This window comes from Filomicrobium sp., from assembly GCF_025698805.1.
Lineage (GTDB): Bacteria > Pseudomonadota > Alphaproteobacteria > Rhizobiales > Hyphomicrobiaceae > Filomicrobium > Filomicrobium insigne.
In genome coordinates this window covers 1-17,795 of record NZ_JAILWT010000009.1, presented here as the reverse complement: position 1 = coordinate 17,795, position 17,795 = coordinate 1, and the positions used below count along the sequence as shown (strand labels likewise).

19 protein-coding genes are annotated in these 17,795 nt (G+C 56.3%); 6 read left to right on the top strand and 13 right to left on the bottom strand.

The window, feature by feature from the left end; translation table 11 throughout:
- Positions 1–331 precede the first annotated feature (331 nt).
- Positions 332–1,426, top strand: a complete 1,095-nt coding sequence (locus K5845_RS18470) for a hypothetical protein (RefSeq protein WP_287959656.1) — start codon at positions 332–334, stop codon at positions 1,424–1,426.
- 72 nt (positions 1,427–1,498) lie between these two features.
- Here K5845_RS18470 and ypfJ read toward each other — a convergent pair whose 3' ends face one another.
- Positions 1,499–2,488, bottom strand: a complete 990-nt coding sequence (gene ypfJ / locus K5845_RS18465; RefSeq protein ID WP_046478496.1) for a KPN_02809 family neutral zinc metallopeptidase — start codon at positions 2,486–2,488, stop codon at positions 1,499–1,501.
- Between the two features lie 92 nt (positions 2,489–2,580).
- Positions 2,581–4,029: a malonyl-CoA decarboxylase gene (locus K5845_RS18460; protein WP_090230185.1), complete on the bottom strand. Its 1,449-nt coding sequence runs from the start codon at positions 4,027–4,029 to the stop codon at positions 2,581–2,583.
- Between the two features lie 169 nt (positions 4,030–4,198).
- Between K5845_RS18460 and K5845_RS18455 the strand changes: the two genes are divergently transcribed.
- Both K5845_RS18455 and K5845_RS18450 read left to right on the top strand, forming a co-directional pair.
- Complete coding sequence (locus tag K5845_RS18455) at positions 4,199–4,690, top strand: hypothetical protein (RefSeq protein WP_046478495.1); 492 nt, start codon at positions 4,199–4,201, stop codon at positions 4,688–4,690.
- A 235-nt stretch (positions 4,691–4,925) separates the two neighbouring features.
- On the top strand, positions 4,926–5,273 hold the full coding sequence (locus K5845_RS18450) for a hypothetical protein (protein WP_046478494.1): 348 nt from the start codon (positions 4,926–4,928) through the stop codon (positions 5,271–5,273).
- Between the two features lie 82 nt (positions 5,274–5,355).
- Here the strand turns inward: K5845_RS18450 and efp are convergent, their stop codons facing one another.
- Complete coding sequence (gene efp / locus K5845_RS18445; RefSeq protein WP_287959655.1) at positions 5,356–5,925, bottom strand: elongation factor P; 570 nt, start codon at positions 5,923–5,925, stop codon at positions 5,356–5,358.
- Between the two features lie 163 nt (positions 5,926–6,088).
- Between efp and epmA the strand changes: the two genes are divergently transcribed.
- The 3 genes from epmA to K5845_RS18430 are packed head-to-tail and all read left to right on the top strand — an operon-like array spanning position 6,089 to position 9,260.
- Positions 6,089–7,129 carry an EF-P lysine aminoacylase EpmA gene (gene epmA / locus K5845_RS18440; RefSeq protein WP_287959654.1) on the top strand — a complete coding sequence of 347 codons (1,041 nt, stop codon included), beginning with the start codon at positions 6,089–6,091 and terminating at the stop codon, positions 7,127–7,129.
- Complete coding sequence (locus K5845_RS18435) at positions 7,126–8,205, top strand: lysine-2,3-aminomutase-like protein (RefSeq protein ID WP_287959653.1); 1,080 nt, start codon at positions 7,126–7,128, stop codon at positions 8,203–8,205. The genes epmA and K5845_RS18435 overlap by 4 nt, the downstream gene beginning before the upstream one ends.
- A 5-nt stretch (positions 8,206–8,210) precedes the next feature.
- Positions 8,211–9,260: a cytochrome-c peroxidase gene (locus K5845_RS18430; protein WP_287959652.1), complete on the top strand. Its 1,050-nt coding sequence runs from the start codon at positions 8,211–8,213 to the stop codon at positions 9,258–9,260.
- Between the two features lie 127 nt (positions 9,261–9,387).
- Here the strand turns inward: K5845_RS18430 and K5845_RS18425 are convergent, their stop codons facing one another.
- From K5845_RS18425 to K5845_RS18380, 10 genes are all read right to left on the bottom strand, one after another.
- A complete protein-coding gene (locus tag K5845_RS18425) occupies positions 9,388–9,663 on the bottom strand; it encodes a hypothetical protein (protein ID WP_244464916.1) in 276 nt (91 codons plus the stop codon).
- Positions 9,664–9,934: 271 nt separating this feature from the next.
- Positions 9,935–10,354, bottom strand: coding sequence for a hypothetical protein (locus K5845_RS18420; RefSeq protein ID WP_287959651.1), 420 nt, complete (start codon positions 10,352–10,354; stop codon positions 9,935–9,937).
- 69 nt (positions 10,355–10,423) lie between these two features.
- Complete coding sequence (locus K5845_RS18415) at positions 10,424–10,636, bottom strand: hypothetical protein (RefSeq protein WP_046478488.1); 213 nt, start codon at positions 10,634–10,636, stop codon at positions 10,424–10,426.
- 252 nt (positions 10,637–10,888) lie between these two features.
- Positions 10,889–11,920 (bottom strand): HlyD family secretion protein, encoded by a 1,032-nt coding sequence (locus K5845_RS18410; protein ID WP_046480388.1) that lies wholly within the window; start codon positions 11,918–11,920, stop codon positions 10,889–10,891.
- Positions 11,913–12,707: an ABC transporter ATP-binding protein gene (locus tag K5845_RS18405; protein WP_287959650.1), complete on the bottom strand. Its 795-nt coding sequence runs from the start codon at positions 12,705–12,707 to the stop codon at positions 11,913–11,915. Before K5845_RS18405 ends, K5845_RS18410 begins: the two co-directional genes overlap by 8 nt.
- A gap of 126 nt (positions 12,708–12,833) precedes the next feature.
- Positions 12,834–14,036 (bottom strand): ABC transporter permease, encoded by a 1,203-nt coding sequence (locus K5845_RS18400; protein WP_342027552.1) that lies wholly within the window; start codon positions 14,034–14,036, stop codon positions 12,834–12,836.
- Positions 14,037–14,176: 140 nt separating this feature from the next.
- Complete coding sequence (locus tag K5845_RS18395; RefSeq protein WP_287959649.1) at positions 14,177–14,836, bottom strand: hypothetical protein; 660 nt, start codon at positions 14,834–14,836, stop codon at positions 14,177–14,179.
- 159 nt (positions 14,837–14,995) lie between these two features.
- Positions 14,996–15,856, bottom strand: a complete 861-nt coding sequence (locus K5845_RS18390) for an alpha/beta hydrolase (RefSeq protein ID WP_046478485.1) — start codon at positions 15,854–15,856, stop codon at positions 14,996–14,998.
- 124 nt (positions 15,857–15,980) lie between these two features.
- Positions 15,981–16,916: a carbohydrate deacetylase gene (locus K5845_RS18385; RefSeq protein ID WP_287959648.1), complete on the bottom strand. Its 936-nt coding sequence runs from the start codon at positions 16,914–16,916 to the stop codon at positions 15,981–15,983.
- Between the two features lie 154 nt (positions 16,917–17,070).
- Positions 17,071–17,795, bottom strand: a 725-nt coding sequence (locus K5845_RS18380) for a flagellin (RefSeq protein WP_287959647.1), incomplete at its 5' end; no start/stop codon positions are given.

The following is a 17,795-nucleotide window of genomic DNA, read 5'->3' as shown; positions in this document are numbered from 1 at the left end:
TTTGCCAAGTGCATAGCGCCCTAGGGCCCTGCCGCGCAACCGGCAGCGGAGAAGGCTGGGTTCGGCGGCGCACTGCATTGATCCAACTCGTCCACAATCCGTCCACAGCGTGTTGAGGCGCATCGCAGCCGACCGTTTGCTTCCCCATCGCGACTCAGCCAGCGTCACATTGACAAGAGACTTGCCGCGGCCTGGCGTCGACGAGCGCAGGCGGAATACCAGCCCAGCGCGAAGCAATGTTCTCTCAATGAACAATAAAATTTGGGGCCTACGGCACAGGAAACTCGATCACCATTTTGCCGGCTCATCAACAGGTCAGCGGATTTGCGCAATGCAAAAAGTCAAGACGGCACGGGAAGCAGGTGGACGTCGTAAGACGAAGGGAAGGGCATTGCCATTCCTTTACGTTCTCTTTTGGAGCTTCGCGGGCGCCGCCTCAGTCGCATATCTCGGGGTCATTTTCACCGATCCTGACTTGGTCAACGCACTTTCCACGCCAGCCTCCACTGATTCACCCTCAAGTCTGTTTACCGATGAGCAGGTTGCGAGCCCGGCAGCGCGCGCGCTCAGCGACCGCCTGTCCAACGCAAAAGTGGAACTCTCCAAGCTCCGCACAGAATTGAATGAACATAAGCAGGCTTATGCGGAGGGAGAGCCCCAGGAAGTCGCGCCTTCCGAGGCAGTGCCGACAACATCCGCTGACGACGATCGCGTCCCGGCCGAACCTCAAATGACTGCTGCAAATGAAACCGCCCCTGTGCCGGTCGTGCCCGGTGTCGTGATCCCGGGACTGAGCATCGTTGATTCAGCGACACAGCATCCCGGTATGCCACACCCCAACATGCCGATGACAACGGCTGCCCCTGAACAACCCTCGCCTCCGAGCTCGGTCAGCGAAGTCGCCATCGTGAACACGACGATTGTAAATGGCTCCAACGCAGGTTCGCCGATCGAAACCGGCGCGCTCCCAGTCGTACCGCCCCCGGCTCCAGGTGTGCGCCCGAAGCCAAAGCCGGTTGCCGTCGTAGCAATCTCCAAACCTAAACCCGCAGCACAGCCGCAGGCTGCGCCAACAAAGGCTGCGGCCCCACCAACAGGACCGACATCACAGGTCGTCGCCTTTGGCCCCGCAACGGTCACACGGGCCCCAAAAACGGTGGAGATACCCAAAATCGGTGTTCGCTTGGCTACGGCGCCGACGCTTGATGCCCTGCGTTTGACATGGAACGCTATGCGGGAACGTCACGGCGACGCGTTAAAAGGGTTATCTCCGCGCTACGTAAAAGAAAGCGTTTCGAGCACTGGGCCTTATGCCTTGGTGGCCGGCCCCGTAGCCAAATCCACGGACGTGCTCGAAATCTGCGCCGGGCTAGGCGGCGAGGTTCGCGAATGCGCCCTCGCCACGTTCGAAGGCAGGTCGCTTTAAAGGATGAGATGGACCTCAAAAAAGAGATCCATCCTTTAATCCTTACACGCCCATCTGCTTCCGATAGCTTTATTAAAGACTGTCGGAAGAGGCGCCAAACGTATCGCAAGCTTGCATCTTGCCCGAGCTAAAGCCGGTCTTGAACCAGCGGACGCGCTGCGCTGCGGAACCATGCGTAAACGCATCGGGCACAACATAGCCCTGCTGCCGACGCTGAATCATGTCATCGCCGATCTGACTCGCAGCATTCAAGCCTTCCTCGATATCGCCGGCCTCAAGACGGTTCTTCAACTGATCGTTGAGATTGGCCCAGACGCCAGCGAGACAGTCCGCCTGAAGCTCCATCCGCACTTGTAGGGCATTGGATTCACGCTCGCCCATGCCGCGCTTGGCCTGCTGAACCTTTTCGGCGATCCCCAGGAGCGTTTGCACATGGTGTCCAACTTCGTGAGCGATCACATAAGCCTGAGCAAAATCGCCCGGCGCATTGAAGCGGCGCTTGAGCTGGTCATAAAACGCCAGATCCACGTAGATCTTCTGATCCAACGGGCAATAAAATGGCCCCATAGCGGACATACCCATTCCGCAAGCCGTCTGCGTGCCCCCACTGAATAGGACGAGCTGCGGATCTTGATATTGACGGCCGAAAGACTTGAACACCCGCGCCCAAACATCTTCGGTATCAGCCAGCACCCGTGAAATGAAAACCTTCATTTCATCGTTGCTTTCGGATTTGGGCTCAGTGCCCGGCAGTCCCGGAATATCTAAAGGCGAGCGGTCCGCGGTCCGTCGGTTGACGTCCTGCGTCTGCGGCATTTGCGGAATATCCGGGAAATTAATGCGCCCGTTGCCGCCACCCCCTGTGAGCAGCTCCAGCGGATTGATACCGAAGAGCAGCATGATCGCGCCGATGATCAAAAGCGTCGTGATGCTGAAACCACCACGGCCACCGATCGGGATGCGGATCCCACGTCTACCACCAGGCATACGAAATCCGCCGCCACCGCGTCCGCGCCTGTCTTCGACGTTGGAACTCTGACGGTCCTGCTCATCGTAGCGCATCTGTTTCTCCGACCTTTCTATCGACGCTGGCTGAGCCCATAGTGCATGGCGCCGAGGTCGACTCAATATTCATATTCGCAACGAAAAGACTGTCACTCGGCCTTCGGCATCGCAGGCGCTTCGATCTTGTCTTCCTCAGGGGACTTTTTAGGTGGAGCCAAAGCCTTTGGAGGCTCAGGCTGAACCACGGTTTTAACAAACGATTTCGTCTTTGAGGGCGAACGCAGAAGAGCCTTTACCGCACGAGAACAAGCTACCGGGCCGTCGTTCGCATAAGCCTCATGATTCTTTTCAATTTCCTTGAGTTCATAACGGTAATTGACCATCAGCCCATGCGCCTCTCGTAGCCCCTTTTCGGAGGTATCGCCCAGCCAATTGATGCGTTCCAGGCGGGCACCGTTACCGAGATGGAAACGCGCCACCGGGTCGACCGGCTTGTTGTCAGCGGACTTCGCCCGCAGAAAATAGTCCGCGGCCAGCGCCAGGACTGAAGCCTTCAGCTCTGCATTTTCCTGCTCGGAGGAAGCCCAGGAAGCAGGCTTGAGAGACGTAAGCACCTCGCGATCCTCCTCCGTGACGACTTCGCTAGCCGCATCCAGGCTCTCTTTCTCGAGCCAGCGCGCGAAAGTCGGCACCGGTGACAACGTCACGAACGTTTTCAAACTGGGCACTTCCCGCACCAGCTCTTCAACCACCTGCTTGATCAGGAAGTTACCAAACGAAACGCCCTTGAGGCCTTCTTGGCAGTTCGAAATCGAATAGAAGACTGCGGTCGTGGGATTTTCGATCGGTTCGGACTTTGCCGGCTCATGCAAGACAGGAGCAATGGCGCCTGGGATGTCCTGCATCAGCGCCACTTCCACAAAGATCAACGGATCATCGATCAGCGATGGATGGAAGAACGCAAAACAACGCCGATCCGCCGGATCAAGCCGACGTCGCAAATCCTCCCAGCCCTTGATCTCATGCACCGCTTCGTAAGCGATAATCTTCTCAAGGATTGAAGCCGACGTCTGCCAATCGATACGGCGGAGCACCAAAAATCCGCGATTAAACCAGGAATAGAGAAGATGGCGCAGATCGGAATCGACGACCGTCAGTTCGGGATACTTTTTCAGAAAACCCAACAGGTCGCGCCGCATGGCGACAAGGTCAGCGGTAGCTCCGGGCGCCAGATTGAGCCGCCGGAAGAATTCCTGTCGCGGACTCTCGACCGCTTTCTGCAGATTCAGAAGAGAACCTGGGGACGGTTTATCCAGGTAAGCGCGGGCAGCGTCGGCAACGCGCGAACTTTCTGGGGTCAACGTATGCGCGATATAGCGGAAAAACGCTTCGCGCTCCTCTGCTTTCAGAAGTTTATAATGGTGCAGAAGCTGGCGTGCGATGGCGACGCCTGAAGCTTCACCACGTTCGGACACCAACGCTTGCACGAGCGCTTGCAGGCCACGGTCGGGATCCTCCCGGAAGAGAGATTTAGGCAAGAGAGAGCGGCCTTGCTCGGCGACCGTGTTGAGCAGTTCCTGCAAAAACGAAACATTCATGGGCTGACCTCTCCTATCGTCAGTCTCGATCCGTTGTCACAAGGCTAACTGCAACGGCTTATCTCAGCCAGATCTCTGAACATTAACCAATCATCAACCATCGCGCGTCAAGATTTGCTTAACCATTCGATCAGCTTAACTATCCAATCGGCCCGAGGAGGCCCCGCAAATGGCAGGAGACGCGCTCAGTGCTCGTATGACCTCCAGCCTCAACAACGTCAAGAACGACACAGGTCGCACGGCATATTGCGGTCCCTTCGTTCTTTCCGCGCTCACAGGCTTCCCGATTAGCCGCGTGGAAGAAGAGGTCAATCGGTTCAGGGGGCTGCCGCCTGATGCCCCTATAAAAGGCACAGACGCGGCTGAGGTTGCAGCAGCTGCTTCAGCGCTCGGCTACGAGATGAAGTTGGGCCATTCGTTCGAGCACTTGCCGCGGAAGGAGCGGCCAACTCTGTGGCAATGGATGCAAAAGCCACGGAACGCCTGGGTGCATTACCTTCTCGCCATAAATCGCGGCAAAGAGGGTCACTGGATTTTGATCAAGGGGGTCAAGATCTGCGATACATTCACAGACGGGCAATGGAAATTCGTTTGCGACGGCCCCCATCGGGGCAGCCGTATCATGGAGATCTATCAGATCAAGCATGCAACGAGTTTCTAGAACCAACGCAAAGCTCTAAAACGTTCTAAAGCAGCCCGAACGGCCCCTACGCACCATCCAGCGGGAGCCACATAAGAACGTAGAATTTATAAAGCTGGAATATGCTCGAACCCCTCCCAGGGCTGCGCGCAAGTCGCCAGACAGGCCACTTGACGCAATCCTAACGGCAGACCATCTTGCCGCCCGTCGGCCACTGTGCCACCACCCGAGCCCCTGAACTGGACAATTTCGCCCCATGAGCACCGATTCCGCCGTTCGCCAGTCTGGAACCGTCACCCAACGCGGCTCAGTGTCAACTCTTGGTCTCTGGGTCACAGGGTTATCGGTAAGCCTCCTCGTGGTCACCACCTTCATCATGCTCACGATGGGCCTTCTGATCGGATTTTCCGCATCCTTCGGGCTTCCATTGGTCGTGACCGAAGTCCTCGCCGCGCCGATCGTCTTGATCACCCTTTGGATGGCGGTTTGGACATGCTCTCGCGTGATCGACGTCGAAAAGCGTTTGGCTAAAGGTGCCGGCGGCCCGCCTGACCCAGCGATGCACCTACTCAAACCGTGGGTAACCACAAATGAAAGCAGGTAAGTCCAGCGGCGAATCTGTGCGCCGCTAGAAGTTACTTAAGCGCAAGATCGAAAACTCGCGCTTCATCGCTATTATCTTGAGATCAGTCCTTGGCACGCTCGACGTAGGAGCCGTCCGCCGTCATGACAACGACGCGCGTACCGCTTCCAATGTGTGGCGGAACCATAATGCGGGCACCGTTAGAAAGTAGGGCCGGCTTATATGACGAAGATGCTGTCTGACCTTTTACGACAGGATCGGCCTCAACAATTTCAAACGTGACGCGCTGCGGCAGTTCGATGGCAATCGGATTACCTTCATGCAGCGAGATCGTGCAGGTCATGTTCTCGTCAAGCCAGACGGCCTGATCTCCGATGACATCCTTCGGCACTACGATTTGATCGTAGGTTTCAGGGTGCATGAACGTATACCCACTCTCGTCTTCGAAGAGGTAGTTGTAGTCGATCTCCTCAACAAAAGCGCGCTCAACCTGGTCCGTCGTCCGGTACCGCTCAACAATTTTGACGCCATCCGCGATGCGGCGCATTTCGAGATGCGTAACGGGAGTTCCCTTGCCCGGATGAATATTTTCCGCGTTCATCACGACAGCAAGCTTCCCGTCGAGATCGAGCACGTTGCCTTTGCGCACCGAGCTTGCGATAATCTTAGGCACATCAGTCTCCATTGTTGTTCGCCCCTGGACGCGCGGGCTTACGGGCTCCGCAGCGGTCGGGCCGCTTGAATTGATACCGGATCGCCGGTTTCTACCTGTTCACACGCCCCAGGCCAAGTGCGCCGACCCTAAGCGCGATCTTCGCACCTCAAAGAACCTGCCCATGTCCCCCTCAACACCCTGGTGGCGTCCCGCCTACCACACCGATCGACGCCCAATCCTTCTCGCGCGCAACAAGATCAAGCGCTTAGTACGCAACTGGTTCCACGAGCAGGATTTCGTTGAGGTGGACACCGCCTGCCTGCAGATTTCCCCCGGCAACGAGACCCATCTGCACGCATTCCGGACCGAGCTTATTGGTACCGATCTCGGTATTGGCGACTACTATCTACACACAAGCCCCGAGTTTGCCTGCAAAAAACTGCTCGCTGCGGGAGAACGCAACATATTTACCTTCGCACCCGTGTTCCGAAATCGCGAGCGGGGCTCCCTGCACCACCCTGAGTTCACGATGTTGGAATGGTATCGGGCGGACGAACCCTTCAAACGCGTTATGGCCGATTGCATCGAAATCCTCCGAATCGCGGCCAAAACAACCGGTCTAGAGACGATTCAATGGCGCGGACGCACATGTAATCCGTTAGCCGAACCAGAGAACCTCAGCGTCTGCGAGGCTTTCTTGCGACACGCTGGCATCAACCTGCAAACGACATTTGATGCCACGACGACCGACCGTGACGCGCTCTATCGCGCCGCAACCGCCATTGGGATCGCTTGCGCGGAGGACGACACTTGGTCCGATATATTTTCGCGCGTGCTGACGGCTAAGGTGGAACCGCAATTGGGAATGGACCACCCCGTACTGCTGACGGACTATCCCGCGTGCGAAGCCGCACTGGCACAACGCAAACCCGACGACGAGAGGCTAGCGGAGCGTTTCGAGCTCTATGTTTGCGGCGTCGAACTTGCGAATGGCTTTGGCGAACTCACCAACCCTGCTGAACAACGCGCGCGTTTCCGTGCGGCTATGGATGACAAAGAGCGCATCTACAATGAACGCTACCCAATCGACGAAGATTTTCTGGCAGCCCTCGAAACCATGCCACCAGCATCCGGCTGCGCGCTGGGCTTCGACCGTGTAGTGATGCTGGCAACCGGTGCACAACGCATCGATCAGGTTATCTGGACACCCCTCCCACAATGAGCACGACCGACCAACCGATCAAGACAGTGGGCCAGTTGATCGTTGCCGGTCTTACACCTCCAGATCAGCACGATGACCTTGAACGGCTGACGCAACACTATGCGCTCGCCATTACTCCAACGATCGCAACGTTGATCGATCCTACTGCCGGGCATAAGGACCCGATCGCCGCACAATTCGTACCGAGCATGCCGGAACTCGATCGGCATCCCGAGGAGCAAGACGACCCCATTGGCGACGACACCTATGCCCCAATCAAGGGCATCGTGCATCGCTACGCCGACCGCTGCCTACTGAAACCGGTAAGCGTCTGTCCAGTCTATTGCCGCTTTTGCTTTCGACGCGAAACCATCGGCCCCGGTCATAACGGCCAACTCACGAGCAGCGAACTCGAAAAGGCAATCGGGTACATCGCGCAGCATCCCGAGATCTGGGAAGTCATCCTGACAGGCGGCGACCCGTTAGTTCTGCCGCCACGACGCGTCCGGGAAATCACGCAACGACTCACTGGCATTCCCCACGTACGCGTCATCCGCTGGCACTCACGCGTGCCCGTCGTCGATCCGGACCGCATAGATACCGCAATGGTTCAGGCACTACGTTCGCCGGAGAAATCCGTCTACATCGCACTCCATGCCAATCATCCCCGAGAACTAACCAATACCGCACGCGCTGCATGTGCGAGTCTCATCGACGCCGGCGTCGTCATGATTAGCCAGAGCGTCTTGCTGAAAGGCGTCAACGACGACGCAGATACGCTCGAGACATTGATGCGGACCTTTGTCGAAATGCGGATCAAGCCCTACTATCTGCATCATCCGGATTTGGCCCCTGGCACCACACACTTCCGCCTGCCTATCGCGAGAGGACAAGAGATCGTCGGGGAACTGCGTCAGCGTTTGTCGGGCCTCGCGATGCCGACCTACATTCTCGACATCCCAGGCGGATACGGCAAAGTCCCGATCGGTCCCGGTTACATTCGCGGGAACGGACAAGACCAAAGCTACGAAATCACCGACCGCAAGGGCAGGACACATCAGTATCGCGACTGCTGCGCCGCGCCGGAGGACGACTGAACGCAATGCGAGCGCGCTTGATACGCACCGGCGTGTCCATACACTCTGCAAAAGTCCGCTGCATCCTGGCCCTTCTCGTCGTCGGGTCGGCGTCATACAGTCTCGCCCCAATTCAGGCCGCTCCGGCAGACAAGCCGGTTCTGATGGACGCTTGGCGAAATATCTTCACAAGACCCAAAACAATTCCCACGCCGCCGAATACCCCCTCAACCTCGGCGAAGGTGGAATTGGGAAAATTGCTCTTCCATGACACCCGCCTCTCCGGCCCCCAAGATCGCAATTGTGCCACGTGCCACCAAGCCGACCTCGGCTACAGCAACGGAAAAGCGCTCGGCCCTGGACGCGATGGCAAGGACCTCACGCGCAACGTCCCCAGTCTGCAAAACCTGGCTTGGGCCAAGCGGTTTTTCTGGGACGGCCGTGCGCAATCCCTTGAAGAGCAGGCCTCCGGCCCTATCCTCAATGCGCTTGAAATGGCGGGCAACTGGCCGGAGATCACCGCGCGGCTCAAAGCTGATTCAGCAATCACTGAGCTGTTTGAAAGGGCTTTTCCTCACACGACCACAACCGATCCAGTAACGCCGGACCATATTGTCGAAGCGCTCGCAGCCTATGAGCGCACGTTAATCTCGCCTGTGACTCGCTTTGACCGATTTATCGCAGGTGAAGCCAACGCCCTGAGCACCTTCGAACAGCAAGGCTTTGCGCTATTTGTCGGACGTGCAGGATGCGTAGCCTGCCATGGCAGCTGGAGATTCACCGACGACCGGCTCCACGATATAGGACTACCCGCATCCGCTGGCAGCACCGACCATCAGTCCGACGACACCGCGAGCCAGACATCCTTTAAGACGCCAAGCCTTCGCGAATTGCGTTACTCCGCGCCTTACATGCACGACGGATCAAAGACCACACTGGAAGACGTCATCAAGCATTACAACGGGGGCTTCACCGAAAGGCCTTCTCTCTCGCGAAACATCGTTCAGGACCTGAACCTGACCGCGACCGAACGCCGGGCGCTTATCGCATTTCTAAACACATTGAGTTCGGACTAACACCGTCCTAGCCGCCAAAATAAAGACCCCGAGGCATTACCTCGGGGTCCTACTTTGGTCCGCGTACGCGAAGTAAATTTGGCCCAATATAACTGACCACTCCCGCGCCTTATTCAATAAACGGACCTCAGTAACAATACTGGCGCAACGTCCAGCCTTTGACCTTGCATTTCTCTTCGCCGTTCACGATGGAGCAAACACGGTTCGGCAACCGTTGATAGGAACAGTAGTACCCACCAGCCGCTCGACCATCGAAGCCATGCATCGGCTTATTGAACTTATAATCCTGCGAATAGAAGGTACGGCCGCGCGCATCCGCAGGCGTTGCAGAAATCAACGAAGCAACAGCAATCATCGTCGCGACCGCAAAAAGACCCATCGAAGTTGATCTGGAAATCGTCATCGTCCTGCTCTCCTAGTCATCCAACGGGGTTTGCCCGTCGAGCCCTTGATGATTTCCAAATTATACTCCCAACCTCTGGCGCGCTGTTCCCGCCGTAACGCGGGCAAGATTTTCTCCAATCAACCGCTGATCATCAAATCCAATTTGGGGACTTTCCCAACCGCCACACAACGTCCCCACAAAAAGGGGGGAGCCCCAATATACCATCTATTTCGACAGCGGAAAAATCACAGTTTTAACAAGCACTAAAAACAACAGAGCAATGAATGACTCAAGCCGCCATTCCCATCTGCGAAGCTTCAATTCCTAAACGCAGGGTACTTGAATAAGCGGGACGCTCCGTTGCTAGCGCCCAAATCAAGCGCTGCGGATTAAAGCCCCAATGAAGGTTGAGCCGCAGTCGAGCTGCGGCCACCACTGCAGGATAAAAAATGTCATAGCCGCGCGCCATTAGAAGCGCTCGCAACCGACGCGATTGAAAGATATCTACGAGACACCAAAAACGCATCAGCGCCACAACACCACGCTCAGTGCCGCCCTCAAAATCATTCCAGAAGCGATCTTCAATTTTCGCGCGATCCACGTCGGTCACGCCGCGCAGGAACAGTAATCCATGTTCACACTCAACCATGATCTGGATCAGCAGCCAAAGATCGGCAGACGCGGCCCGTGGCACATCACTCAAATCCATGTTCGACGTGGGCGCGGCCGTCATGAATGCCTCTCCTGATTGTCCGATAAAGAGCCAGTTGGAATGTGACTATGCGTGCTGAAAGACCTGCCACGGAGACCCCGTCAGCAGAATGATGTCGAGAGGGCACACGCCATAAACCAGGAAATCAACTTCATGACCGACGAGGCGACCGTTTTGATTGACGACCTGATCCTTGTTGAAACGGAATTTCCGTCCGTCGTTGGTCGCGATAACCCCGACCTGCAATCTTTCATCAAACTTCGTGATGTGACCGTACATGTCTGCAACTTCCTACTTAAGAAAACGTCCGTGCGCCGCGCACCGTCACGACATCGCTCGGTATGTCTGTAAAGGTGCGGGTTTTTGTGGAGGTGCGCTGTTCCTTGCGCGACAACGAAAAACAAAGAAACAAAAAACCCGCCACGAAGGGCGGGTTTGGTGGGCATAGTGTAACTTCGTTTTATCTAGAAACGCATTAATTCCAAAGATGCAATCCGCGTACGAAACACCCTGACCGGTGTTCCTTCCGTTTTATTTTTCACGAAAAAAGGCATCTACCCGCATGCCAGGCAACAACGGCACGTCCCCTGCGAATTCGAGCGTAACTTCCAACACCTCAACATCCGTCGGACGCCGTGGGCCACGCTGCGTAATACCTGGGTTGGACAGCGCCGGGGCAAGCTTCACGACCTTTCCGGAAAACTCCTGACCGGGATAGCTGACACTCTTCACGTAGGCATCCTGACCGACCGAGATCTTAGAGACATCCGCTTCGTCAACTTCAGCGGTGACCTGAAGGACCGACATGTCGCCAATCACAATTAGAGGCACACTTGGCGAGGGCGCCACCATCTCACCGGTTTTCGCCTTCAACTGAAGTACGCGTCCAGATTGAGGGGCACGAATACGAGTTTTATCGAGTAAAGCTTCCGCGATAGCGACTTGCGCACGAGCCTCACTGACGGCAGCTTCCGCTTGGCTGGGTGCAGGGAGTTTCGAATCCGCCTGCGCCTGAGCGACCTTAACGCGAGCACGCTGGACGCGATCTTCCGCCTCACGCAGACGGCGCCGCGCATTCTCCAGCGTCTGATCATTCACGCTGCCGTCACGCTTCCCGTTCAACGCATAATCGAGTTCGATCCTGGCACCCGTTACAGCCCGTTCCGCACGGTAGACCTCATCCTCGGCATCCCGCACATCTCTGCGGTTGGAATTGAGTTGCTGGTCGTCACGTGCTTTTTCGCGGACATCCGCCTGTGTTTCCGCAGCAGCAAGGCGTGCCCGGGCCTCCGCATCATCCAATTTGATGAGAAGCTGGCCTTCTTCCACATCGTCGTTGACCTTGATGGACACTTCTGTAACCCGGCCGATGATGGCTGTGCCAACTCCAACCTCGCCACCTTTAGGTTCGACGCGTCCGGGAGCAGCTGCGACCCACGCAACTTTTGCCGAAGCCGCGACAGGAGCGGGAGAAGCCGTCACACCGCCATACTGATTGCTCGCCCAATAGCCGGCGAAAGCTGCCAGGCCCAACGCCGCGATTCCACCTATGATCTTAAACATGGTCATGGCTCCCATTCGCCGCAGCAGCAGCGTGCTCCCCTACAGAGTTATGATTTACAATTTCACCCTGCGAAGGCCGTTCATCGCCAACGATGAAACCATCCTCGATACGAATAATGCGATCGGCATATTTCAGCGTCCGGTGGTCGTGCGTAACGGCAAGTACAGCGCGGCTCGTATCCCGGGAAACTTCCGCGAGTAACGCCATAACCGCTTGTCCGTTCTCAGAATCCAACGCGGCGGTGGGCTCATCGGCTAAAATCACGGAGGGCGAACCGGCAAGCGCACGGGCTATCGCGACGCGTTGCTTCTCACCACCCGACAGTTTGCTCGGATAAGTATTGATGCGATGTGATAACCCGACGGCATTAAGCGCTGACGCAGCTCTCTGTGGTGCGTCGGCCGGAAGCTGATCGCGCACGTCGAGGGCCAGCATCACGTTTTCCAATGCCGTAAGCGTCGGAAAAAGATTATAGGATTGAAATACAAAGCCGATGTGGTGACGCCGCAAGTCAGCCATCTCCTCGGGAGACATGCCGGTCGTGTTACGCCCGGCAATCTCTAACTCTCCAGAGTTTTGCGTCAGAATACATCCGAGGATCGACAGCAATGTCGTTTTACCACTACCCGAAGGCCCCATGAGCAATGTCAGCTCTCCAGGCTTCAAGTCGAGATCGATCCCTTTGAGAACCTGCACTTCACCCGCACCGGTACCAAAAACCTTTTTAATTTGACGGGCAACGAGCAGCGGTTCGGCAACCGAAGCGCTCGTACTGAAATCGTTCATATCGTCCTTCCTGATGGATACTTTTTATTTCGTAGCAATCGACGTCAGTATCTCGATATGCCGCAATTTCTGCAGTTCCCAGCACAACACCAAAGCGACGACGATGCCGCACTGGGGAAAAGAAGCCTAGCGGCTGAAAACCCCCGCCGGATCAATGCGTGTGACCTTGAAGATCGCTGAAACAGCAGCAATCGTGCACATGCCGATTGTGACGAGGAACAACAACAGCGCGAGGCCCGGTGTCATTACCACATTGAGGGTCGTCCCCTTTGCCGCAGCAAATATTGCAAGCGTCAGGCTCATGCCCAAGGCATACCCCACAACAGCGCTGAACAAGGCCTGCAGGAGAATGACCTGAATGATATAACGCGATGAAGCTCCAAGTGCCCGCAACGTAGCAAATTCGTTGATGTGATCCTTGGTGCTGGAATAAAGCGTTTGTGCGACAATAACGATGCCCACGATCAATGCCAGCGCCGTACCTGCAATAAGCCCAGACCCCGCGGCCGTGTGAAACAGCCAATAATTGATACTCCGCGAACGAAACTCTCCACGCGTGAGAACCTCAACATCAGGAAGACGCTCCTGTATCCGGGCCTGCACCGTCGCGATGTCAGCATCCGGCTCAACTTTCACCAACGTGTAGGCGCCCTGTTCTTGATTGGCCCGCAGCATCGATTGGGCCCGGCCCAGGGTTGTAAACACATAAGGCATGGTCGTGAAGGAGCGGATGCCTTTTGTCACAGCGCCGACGGTGACGGTCTGACCATTTATTTCTGCCGGATCGCCGAGCCCTGTGACATCGAGGTCTTTAAAATAGGTCTTGTCGACCGCAACAGCCTTCGGAGCGGCTAGTTCTTCCACGCTCCCCTCAATGACATTCCAGGGCCGAAATCCCCCCTGCGTCCAATCCGACCCGACAAGCAAAACCGTCGTCGCTCCGCCGTTACGCTTTCGCCAGCGGGAGAAACCCATAACCAATGTTTCAACACTTGCTACGCCCGGAACTGAGAGTACCGCATAACTTTCACGGCCCGGCAGCAGCGATGGATCATCGACGCTCTTCGTCCCAATCGGTACGACCCAGAGCTCTCCTTCCGTCTGATCGATAACAGCAGCAATCGTACGTTCGATCCCGAGATAAATCCCTGATTGGAATGCGAGCAGGACGACAGAAAAGACGATGCCGACAAGCGTAACAAACAAGCTCAAACGATCATGGAAAAGGTTTCGGTAAGCCAGCTTCGGGGCCATCCGGAGACGTTTGCTATTGCCAGCCGGGGCAATCATCCCACCACCCGTCTCACTTATATCCTTGCTCGCTGTCATGTTAGTCGGTCCTTCCCCGTCTCCGCAGACCAGCCGCGCCTAATCAATACGGGCTTTTATTTCCGCGCGCACTATCTTGATTAATGAAAATGGCAGCTTCGTCCGTTGTTCCGATAACGCAGCGCCAACCACCACAAGTTTTATGGATTTCCGCAAGGCACATTGATTGTTAGGCCAGCACTCGGCACAAATTTCTTGCACGTCAGCTCTTTATTGATGCTTTGCTCAGGAGGAGGAACGTGCGCGACCTGTGTGTCCGCAATCTCCGCTTTTGGGGACTCCGTCCGAACATCAATAGTCTTCAGGTGCACGGTGTCGCTTTGGCTATTGTTGTCGATCGCAACGACAGGAATAAGCGCAGTAGCCCCGGTAACAGCTGAAGCTTTGACGGGAACGGCCTTTTGCACCTCTGCCGCCTTCACAGTTGCAACTTCAGCTCTAACGACCTCAACCTTCTGGTCTTCCCGCTGTGCGGCGACGAGCTTCCGTGCACGCTCTTCAGCCTTTAGCCGTGCCGCCCTCCGGCGTTTCGCCTCACGTTCTTTAGCCTCGGTAATCTGCGCATGCCGCGCAGCCGCCTTACGCGCCGCAATGTCATTCTTGCGCTTGTGACTGAAGTTGCGCGTGTGATGAGAAGAGCTTGATTTGTAATGAGCACCATTTGAATGCGCGTTGAATACACCAAGTGGACCACCAAAATTGAGACGCACACCACCTCCGGCGTGCACCGGCGAAATACTCGAAGTGATCGCCAAGACGGCAAACGCACCCCCTATAATCCCGGTCAAAACTTTATTCATGACGAGTTCCTTCTGACGGCCCAGCGCCCTATCAATTTTTCACTGCGTTCCAACGCTGCAAAACTTCATGTCCTGCCAAGCAATGTGCCCTTGACCAGTCGAACCCGCTGTTCCGACAGATACAGAAATCGAATTATTTCTTGAAAGCTGACAAAGACTTCACGCTGCGACAGAAACCTTGAAGCGTGTCACCGTACTCTCCCGCTCCTCAGCGGCGTCTCCCACGAGACGAGCGATGAATGCCGTAGATCTTTCAACAACAACGTCGCGCTGCCGATCGACCGTAACGATGTGGTAGCTATCCTCCAGCACGGTCACTTCGACCGGTCCCGCAAGCTTGCTCTGGAGATACCAGGCATTGTTTAGATGCGCGTAGTCGTCTTCACGCGGATGAAGAATAAGAGCGGGTTGTTGAATTTTGCGGACTTCGCGTTTCACTGCCGAAACAAGGCGGCGATGCTCCAGAACCGCGCAGCCAGGCGTGTTGCGCAGGCCTGATGTCCCCGTTTCGCCGTCTACCAGCGCACGAACTACGAACTGCCGGATACGGTCGTCTTTGATCCCGTGCGGGTGAAGGTCTGGAAACTTGATGAGGTTTGCGATGCGCTTGGATCGGACAAGCTTAAACAAGCGCATATACCAAGGGATGAGCCAGCCATTCACCCAGAGCGTCGGTGAAAACAGCGTCAATCCGTGAACCTTATCAGGGTGGCGAGCTGCCAGCAGAAGACCGAGAACAGCACCCGTAGAAAGGCCTCCGACAAATACTCTGTCGCAATTCTGGGAAAGTTCGAAAAGCGCGTCTTCTACGCTCTTGTACCAATCCTGCCAGCTGGTTGCCTTCAGATCCTCAACACTGCCGCCATGCCCCGCCAGTCGCGGGCAATGGACCGTGTAACCCTGACGTGCCATTCCATTGGCGACATAACGCATCTCGGTCGGGCTGCCACACAGACCATGGACGAGGAGCACACCGATCCGGCCACCTTTTATTTTGTAGGTATCCTGCTGAACGATCATGACGCCTTCCGCCCTGTTTGAACCCGATGGCTCAAACCTAGGCAGCGCGTGAGGCAGGCGCTGTTCCTCAGGAAACCCGCAAATCGTGTTGGAAAAAATTACTGGTAAGGGCGTTACCCCTCACTCAGGAGCCCTCGAAGTAAGCTGCAAACACCTCGGAGCGTACGAGTTCGCGTGCCGTTTGCGCCTCCAGATCTCGGTGCGGAGACCGGTAATAGGCCCGCAACTCGGGACGCCGACGCCACTTATCCTCTTCTGCGGCGGTAGCCTTACCGGGATGAAGCAAAACTTCCACCGCCTCTTCACCGTGATCGCCAGCAGCCCGCTGCAATGACCTGAGGCTTGCAGCAACACCCGCTTCAATTGCGGGAACCGTCATCGCTCCAGTATGCAACACTCCAAGGAAGGCTGGGTTAAATCGGATATCCGCAGCCTGCAATTTTCCAGTCATAGAACCCGCCAAGCGATTGAGCACGCCCCACTTGACGGTATTGAGACCCAGCGCCGTCTTCAGATTGTCGACACCAGGGGACAGATGCCACGGCTCCCGCGGAACGCGCACATAACCAACGTCCACCGCCGAGCGAGAGGCGAGAACGGCATCGAGAACAAACCCCAAAGCATGGATGTGGGTATGGCTGTCGATGCGAAGTTGATCCACCGGCCGGTGGAGAGCCGCTAAAGCCGCGCCCCCTCGAACAAGCTGAGCCGTAAATTCTCGTTTTATCTGTTCGCTGAGCGCCTGCTTCTTGACCAGATCCCCCGTAATCCACTGACGAACGAGATCCTGAAACGTTGTCGATAACGCACCTTCGCCGTCGACGAGCAATGGAACCTCCCCGGCGGCACTTAAAGGCTGACCTTCGAGAAGATTAAGATGCAGGCTCACCCGAACGTGCGGCCGGACGGCCAAAGCGTCAATCGCCTCATCAAACGCGAGCCCATTGCAAATGAGACTGACGGAACGCACACCTCCCTCGTCGATCGCCGCAACGATAGACCGGGTAATCCCCCGGCTGAGGCCGATATCGTCGGCGTGCAATATGAACCTAGGCACCATGCTCTTTGCGTTTCTCACCAGCGCGGACGTTACAGGACTCACATCTTCAATATAGCGTGCGGAGCAAATGATCCCCTTCAACAAAACAATAACGGCCGCGCTCGGATGAGCACGGCCGTCATGCGCGTACAGAAAGAGAGTACGCTAACTAGGCTTAGCGGAACAGCGACAGAATGTTCTGGCTGTTCTGGTTGGCCAGCGACAGAGCCTGGATGCCAAGCTGCTGCTGAACCTGCAGTGCCTGCATACGCGTGGACTCTTCGTTCATGTCAGCGTCAACAAGCGTCGAGATACCACGATCGATGGCATCGCTCAGAGCCGAGACGAACTCTGACTGAAGATCGATACGGCTCTTGGCTGCACCGAGGTTCGTTGCAGCATCCGTCATTTCCTGCATGGCCTGATCGACGGCCGTGATGAACTCGTCGATGTTTGCATCCGTGACTGCAGCACCCGAGATATCCATCTCGGCCGTGCCGTCTGTGCTGGCGATAACGATCGTGCCGGCAGCACCAATCGCCCCCGTCGCAGCAACGCGGTTCGAAGCGAGGATGCCACGTGCGTCGGCGGTTGCAGCTCCGTTCTGGTTGAACAGGAAAGTCGATGAAACGTCGATAGAGATCGTGCTGACCGAGACACTACCGCCGCTCCGCGAGAAGGACGCAACGACCTCCTCACTTGCCGTGTAGCCGGAGCCTGCCGTGGTATCAACGTCCAGCCAATTCTCACCCGTGAATGAAGCTGAGCTTGCAATCGACCGGAGCTGGTTCTGCAGCTCATCGATTTCCGTCTGGATCTTCGCGCGATCAGCACCTGGCTGACGGGCAAGAACCAGCTTCTTCTGCAGGTCCGTCATGACGTCGATGGATTTTTCCATGG

What these genes read in the sequence shown, in the direction of transcription:
- K5845_RS18470 (WP_287959656.1), top strand. Translation starts at nt 332, where the DNA reads ATGCAAAAAGTCAAGACGGCACGGGAAGCAGGTGGACGTCGTAAGACG.
- ypfJ (WP_046478496.1), bottom strand. Translation starts at nt 2,488, where the DNA reads ATGCGCTACGATGAGCAGGACCGTCAGAGTTCCAACGTCGAAGACAGG.
- K5845_RS18460 (WP_090230185.1), bottom strand. Translation starts at nt 4,029, where the DNA reads ATGAATGTTTCGTTTTTGCAGGAACTGCTCAACACGGTCGCCGAGCAA.
- K5845_RS18455 (WP_046478495.1), top strand. Translation starts at nt 4,199, where the DNA reads ATGGCAGGAGACGCGCTCAGTGCTCGTATGACCTCCAGCCTCAACAAC.
- K5845_RS18450 (WP_046478494.1), top strand. Translation starts at nt 4,926, where the DNA reads ATGAGCACCGATTCCGCCGTTCGCCAGTCTGGAACCGTCACCCAACGC.
- epmA (WP_287959654.1), top strand. Translation starts at nt 6,089, where the DNA reads ATGTCCCCCTCAACACCCTGGTGGCGTCCCGCCTACCACACCGATCGA.
- K5845_RS18435 (WP_287959653.1), top strand. Translation starts at nt 7,126, where the DNA reads ATGAGCACGACCGACCAACCGATCAAGACAGTGGGCCAGTTGATCGTT.
- K5845_RS18430 (WP_287959652.1), top strand. Translation starts at nt 8,211, where the DNA reads ATGCGAGCGCGCTTGATACGCACCGGCGTGTCCATACACTCTGCAAAA.
- K5845_RS18425 (WP_244464916.1), bottom strand. Translation starts at nt 9,663, where the DNA reads ATGACGATTTCCAGATCAACTTCGATGGGTCTTTTTGCGGTCGCGACG.
- K5845_RS18420 (WP_287959651.1), bottom strand. Translation starts at nt 10,354, where the DNA reads ATGGATTTGAGTGATGTGCCACGGGCCGCGTCTGCCGATCTTTGGCTG.
- K5845_RS18415 (WP_046478488.1), bottom strand. Translation starts at nt 10,636, where the DNA reads ATGTACGGTCACATCACGAAGTTTGATGAAAGATTGCAGGTCGGGGTT.
- K5845_RS18410 (WP_046480388.1), bottom strand. Translation starts at nt 11,920, where the DNA reads ATGTTTAAGATCATAGGTGGAATCGCGGCGTTGGGCCTGGCAGCTTTC.
- K5845_RS18405 (WP_287959650.1), bottom strand. Translation starts at nt 12,707, where the DNA reads ATGAACGATTTCAGTACGAGCGCTTCGGTTGCCGAACCGCTGCTCGTT.
- K5845_RS18400 (WP_342027552.1), bottom strand. Translation starts at nt 14,036, where the DNA reads ATGACAGCGAGCAAGGATATAAGTGAGACGGGTGGTGGGATGATTGCC.
- K5845_RS18395 (WP_287959649.1), bottom strand. Translation starts at nt 14,836, where the DNA reads ATGAATAAAGTTTTGACCGGGATTATAGGGGGTGCGTTTGCCGTCTTG.
- K5845_RS18390 (WP_046478485.1), bottom strand. Translation starts at nt 15,856, where the DNA reads ATGATCGTTCAGCAGGATACCTACAAAATAAAAGGTGGCCGGATCGGT.
- K5845_RS18385 (WP_287959648.1), bottom strand. Translation starts at nt 16,916, where the DNA reads ATGGTGCCTAGGTTCATATTGCACGCCGACGATATCGGCCTCAGCCGG.